This window comes from Moorena sp. SIO3H5 (assembly GCF_010692395.1).
Classification (GTDB): Bacteria; Cyanobacteriota; Cyanobacteriia; order Cyanobacteriales; family Coleofasciculaceae; genus Moorena.
Genome location: NZ_JAAHHS010000508.1, coordinates 1 through 4,944 on the forward strand (window position 1 = coordinate 1; position 4,944 = coordinate 4,944).

4 protein-coding genes are annotated in these 4,944 nt (G+C 39.4%); 1 reads left to right on the forward strand and 3 read right to left on the reverse strand.

Annotated features, from left to right (window positions below; genetic code table 11):
* Nucleotides 1–1,184 precede the first annotated feature (1,184 nt).
* The gene (locus F6K52_RS32430; protein WP_293088600.1) at nucleotides 1,185–2,792 is read left to right on the forward strand and encodes a cyclic peptide export ABC transporter; all 1,608 of its coding nucleotides are present in this window, start codon (nucleotides 1,185–1,187) and stop codon (nucleotides 2,790–2,792) included.
* 37 nt (nucleotides 2,793–2,829) lie between these two features.
* On the opposite strand, the gene F6K52_RS32435 is transcribed toward F6K52_RS32430, so the two are convergent.
* From F6K52_RS32435 to murJ, 3 genes are all read right to left on the reverse strand, one after another.
* Complete coding sequence (locus tag F6K52_RS32435; RefSeq protein WP_293088602.1) at nucleotides 2,830–2,931, reverse strand: MerR family transcriptional regulator; 102 nt, start codon at nucleotides 2,929–2,931, stop codon at nucleotides 2,830–2,832.
* Nucleotides 2,932–3,040: 109 nt separating this feature from the next.
* On the reverse strand, nucleotides 3,041–3,457 hold the full coding sequence (locus F6K52_RS32440) for a hypothetical protein (RefSeq protein ID WP_293088604.1): 417 nt from the start codon (nucleotides 3,455–3,457) through the stop codon (nucleotides 3,041–3,043).
* A gap of 549 nt (nucleotides 3,458–4,006) precedes the next feature.
* Nucleotides 4,007–4,944: murein biosynthesis integral membrane protein MurJ (murJ, locus tag F6K52_RS32445; protein WP_293088606.1), on the reverse strand; the 938-nt coding region annotated here is incomplete at its 5' end.

A 4,944-nucleotide genomic window follows, 5' to 3' on the forward strand; every position in this document is an offset into this window, starting at 1 on the left:
AACCCCCAAGACCGCGCAAATCACGCTAATCAATAAGTTTTACCCCTTTTCTGCATAGCCGACCAACCATAAAGGCTCAACGTAATCAGGTTTCGTCTCCGGGGAGACCCCCAAGACCGCGCTGCCTCCCCAAGACCGCGCTGCATCGCTGCTCCCTAAAAACCCAGAACTTTTTACCTAATTGAATTGCAAACCGCTGTATCACTCACATAATAGATTCTTAATCTCCATAATTAAAACCTCCTGAAATTAACTAAATAAATCGGTTGATTCTCAAGTTTTATTAAAAAATCTACCAATTCTGAGCCAGATTGGCTACGGTTTTAATGTCTCGGCAATCTGGCAATACAGTTAAATTTTAGTCGTTACTATAGTAGCTATAGTTCTTCCGACACCAATCAATTTTAAGGGCGCACCGGTTCGCCCTTAACCCTTAATTTTAGGACATGTATAACCACTTTATTCGGTTAGTATTAACGTCAGTTTTCGATAAGAAGGAGCGAAGCGGGTAGGCTAAAAGTGTCAACCATCAACCCTCCACTTGCTCCATGCTTAGTCTATAAGACCTTTTCTCTCATGTCGTTCGCGTAGGGTGCCCGATAGGGCAATTACTTCAGCGTGGGCATTTGAATCTGTGTGGAACACACAACTAATATAAGCGGGTCTGAAAACCCGAAACCCCTCATCCGGTATATGTTTGAGCGAACGAATTACCCAAGTAATTGCTTTTGATCAAATGGGCTACCGTACTTTTAAAGACTTTTACCAAAAACTAGTCCAACCTTACTGGCATCAGGACTTTCCGGGTCTGGTGAGCGAATCGCTTTTTCTACAATTACTCCCTTCAACTTTTTGACTGGGGGGGGTGACATACAAGCTTAAATCCTTACTGGGTAATAATTTAAGCCCATCAGTTACTTAATCGGTGCTCTTTCCGCATTAAGAATTAAATTCGCCACGGGTCGCACCTAAAAGATACATGGTATTTTCGGCTGACCTTGGAGGTAGTGATAAGGGTTTGAGCTTGCTATTAAATCATTCGTAGGGTCAATTTGCGAGTTTATCTTTCCTGATATAGGCATAAAAGCCTTATATAGTAAGCTTTTCAGGGCTCATGTCACCCCCTCAGGCTGCCATCACTAGTCTAAGTGAAATCATTTAATACCTAGTAAATACCAAAATCCATGAAAATTATCCGTCTTCTGTTTCAAAAATCGGGAAAGCTGTTTATTATCGCTACGATCGCTAGCATATTTGCAGGAGCCAGTAATGCAGGTTTAATTGCACTAATAAATTATATTTTACAAAACATAAATCAAGTCTCAGTAGGAATAATCATCAGCTTTATTGGATTGTGTTTATTGCTGATGAGTACATCGGCTCTATCTTGGATATTGCTAAATAGACTCTCTCAAGATGTCATTTATAATCTGCGTTTGGAGTTAGTCCAAAGTATTCTCAACTGTCCTTTGAACCAACTAGAAAGATTAGGTGCAGCAAAATTATTAGCTGCGATTACTGAAGACGTTAATACGATTGCTAATTCTTCCATTGCTATCTCTGCAATGGGGTTAAATATTTCACTAATTATCGGTTGTTTAGTTTACCTATGCTGGCTATCTATCCCAGCATTTATATTGTTTTTAATGCTAATTATTCTAGGAATTATTAGTTATCAATACATTGCCAATATAGGGATATCTGGATTTAAGACTGCTAGAGCCGAACAAGATATTTTATTCCAACATTTTCAGTCTATCATTCAAGGTATTAAAGAATTAAAACTACACCGCCAAAGACGCAACACATTTTTTGAAGAAGAACTAAAAGAGACTGCAGCAAGGGTTCGCTATCACTGGACCCAGGGAATGACCGCTTTTGCGATCGCTGATAGTTATGGGCTAGGTTTATTTTTTATTCCCCTGGGTATTCTGTTGCTAGGTGTTACTAAAATTATGTTTATTCCTACTAATGTTTTGACTAGTTATACTTTGACTTTTTTATATGCAATCACTCCGGTAAGAGCCATTTTAAATACCTTACCAGCACTTAGTCAAAGCAGTATATCTCTAGAAAAAATCGAGTCTTTGGGATTGTCTTTAAGCAAACAAATTGTCGAACCGGATTTTCCTACAGGTGCTGATTTAAATATTAATTGGACAAAGCTTGAATTAGTGAATATTTACCATACTTATCAAGGAGAAAAAGAAGAACATCAATTTACTTTAAATGACATTAATATTAAATTTGAACCTGGAAAAATTATCTTTATTGTTGGAGGTAACGGTAGTGGAAAATCTACTTTAGTTAAATTAATTACTGGTCTATATACCCCTGATAGGGGAACAATTTTATTTAATGGTATTCCTGTAAGGGATGATAATCGTGAATGGTATCGGCAGCAATTCTCAGTAATATTTTATGATTTTTATTTGTTTGAGCGCTTGTTAGGGATAGACCTCAGCCGCCAAGCAGAAATACAAAACTATCTTAAATTACTAGATATAGATAGCAAAGTAACCGTAAAACAGGGAGTTTTATCAACAACAAATCTTTCTCAGGGACAGCGAAAAAGATTGGCATTACTCACTGCTTATTTAGAAGATCGTCCTATTTATGTATTTGACGAATGGGCGTCAGATCAAGATCCTGTATTTAAAAAAGTATTCTATAAAAAACTTTTACCTGAATTAAAAAGTAGAGGTAAAACAGTAATTGCTGTTACTCATGATGACCGTTATTTTGAAGAATGTGATTGCTTAATTAAATTAGATTATGGTCGAATAGTTTAAAACCACATTCAAGCAAACTTTTTTATTATTTACATTCTTATACTTGCTCGTATACCAATTTTCCCGAAATATCCCAACGCTGGAGAGTTCTAACGGTGACACCGGCGATTTTGGCGAATTCATGAGGACGATAATGCATCTTCGACAATCCTGTGTAGGTTTGTCGAAGATTGTGGATGATTCAAGGACTAATTGTCAACTCTCGCTTGATGTTTCTCTGTTTTTTATTGGGACTTTTGGGATAATACTTATTGCGTGACGGGTGTGCCATTCCAGGTAACCTTAGGGTCGCGATCACAAAGACTAATGTCAGCTTGCCAACGGGAGGGGAAATCTGGGTCGATGAAGCTGATTTTAAATCTGCCCCAGTGGTAAGTGGGTTTTCCATCAGCTCCCTCTCTATAGGTATCACAACACACTGATGAAGAATCCTGTACCCAATAGCCACTGTATGAACCTCGGTCAGTGTACACTCCTGCTAAACCGTCGATAAAGATCACTCCATCTTTATCGTAGTGCCAGATAGCGGTGTTGTTGCGGTCTTGATGATATACCACATTGTATTCTGCGGTTGTCCAAACCTCGTCCGCTAGAACTTGCTGGCATGTGACTGTCCAAGTCAACAAGGCTAAGGTTGAGATTACAATAAAATAATACTTTTTCATTGTTCGGTAACTTGGTTTAACTGAAAGTGTTGGCAGAGCAAGGGCACAACATTATCAAACCACCGCAGTTGCGCTAATACTTGTGGCATGATCTTATTGTCCAATACGTGTTTAATCTGTTTATTTTCGTCTACGGTAAGAATTGTAACTCACAGGACTTACCCAAAGACACTAGATATGGAGTATTGTGGAATCAGACTAACCTCATAATTAAAGAAGGTTGTTGAAGCTGATACTTAATTTTATAAACACTAAACCCAGTCAAATAAGCTAGTTTGTTCAAAAAATTCCACACCAAAATGGCACAAGCAATAGGTGGTTTCTTTGAATTCGAGATTAGCTTGCTTGGGTCGTAAGTCCTGCAGCAGATGTAAATTTTATCATACCAGCTTACTCATGTCAACCCCTCTAATTGATATATATTAGAGAGGGTGACATGTTGATATATATATATTATCAGGGGTGACATGAGCCCTGAAAAGCTTAGTAGATAAGGCTTTGATGCCAGTTCTCTTAGCAAAGATAAACTGGTAACAGGATTAAATACTGCTAACGACCCAGCTTCTGACGCACACGAGCTACAAACATATCGACTTCTGGTAATTTCAACTGAGTTGCTAACAAACCAAATACACCTAAGCCTAGTAATCCAGCTAAACTCAATTGCAGCAACTTTACCCAAATAATACTGGTTTCTAATAGTTGCTCACACCCCCAACTAACTCCCCAACTTACGGCACCAGCTATTACACTACTGACAGCTAAACCTAGAATTGGCAACATCCACTCTTGCCAAGGTAAGCCATTTAGCCTGCGGTTTAATAGCCATAACAGCACTACCATGGAAAAGGCATTCACACCAATGGTGGCAAATACAATACCGGGTGTGCCAAAGGCATCGATTAGAAAGTAATCTAGTACAGCATTGAGAATAATATTAATCACACTCAGACGAAAGGGTGTCTGTCCATCTCCTAAACCATAAAATACCCGCACTAGCACATCTCGTCCCAAGTAGACAAACATTCCCATCCCATAAGCCATAAGCACTGATGCGACTAACCGAGAAGCATTAGCATCAAAGGCTTGACGCTGATACACTACCTGCACGATGGGCATGGCTAAGGTCACCATCAATGCACTTAAGGGTAACATTGTCAAGGCAGTGAGCAGAATTCCCTGGCGAATTCGTTGCTTGAGTTCTGGCCAATTTTCAGGAGCGGCTAGTCGGGAAAATACCGGCAGTAGGGGGACTAGAATGACATTGGAAATAATCCCTAGAGGCGTATTTACTAAAAGATTCGCATAGTTTAAGCTAGCAGCAGCGGCATCGGCTTGGGGCAGAAAGGAGGCAAAGAATAAGTCGGTGTAGACATTAATATGCAGCATCCCAGAGGAAAAGGTTGCTGGAGCCATGACTTGCATCACGTCTTTGACTCCAGGGATACCCCAGTTAAATCGTAGGCGTATTTTACCTAGGCCACTGC

What these genes read in the sequence shown, in the direction of transcription:
- F6K52_RS32430 (WP_293088600.1), top strand. Translation starts at nt 1,185, where the DNA reads ATGAAAATTATCCGTCTTCTGTTTCAAAAATCGGGAAAGCTGTTTATT.
- F6K52_RS32435 (WP_293088602.1), bottom strand. Translation starts at nt 2,931, where the DNA reads ATGCATTATCGTCCTCATGAATTCGCCAAAATCGCCGGTGTCACCGTT.
- F6K52_RS32440 (WP_293088604.1), bottom strand. Translation starts at nt 3,457, where the DNA reads ATGAAAAAGTATTATTTTATTGTAATCTCAACCTTAGCCTTGTTGACT.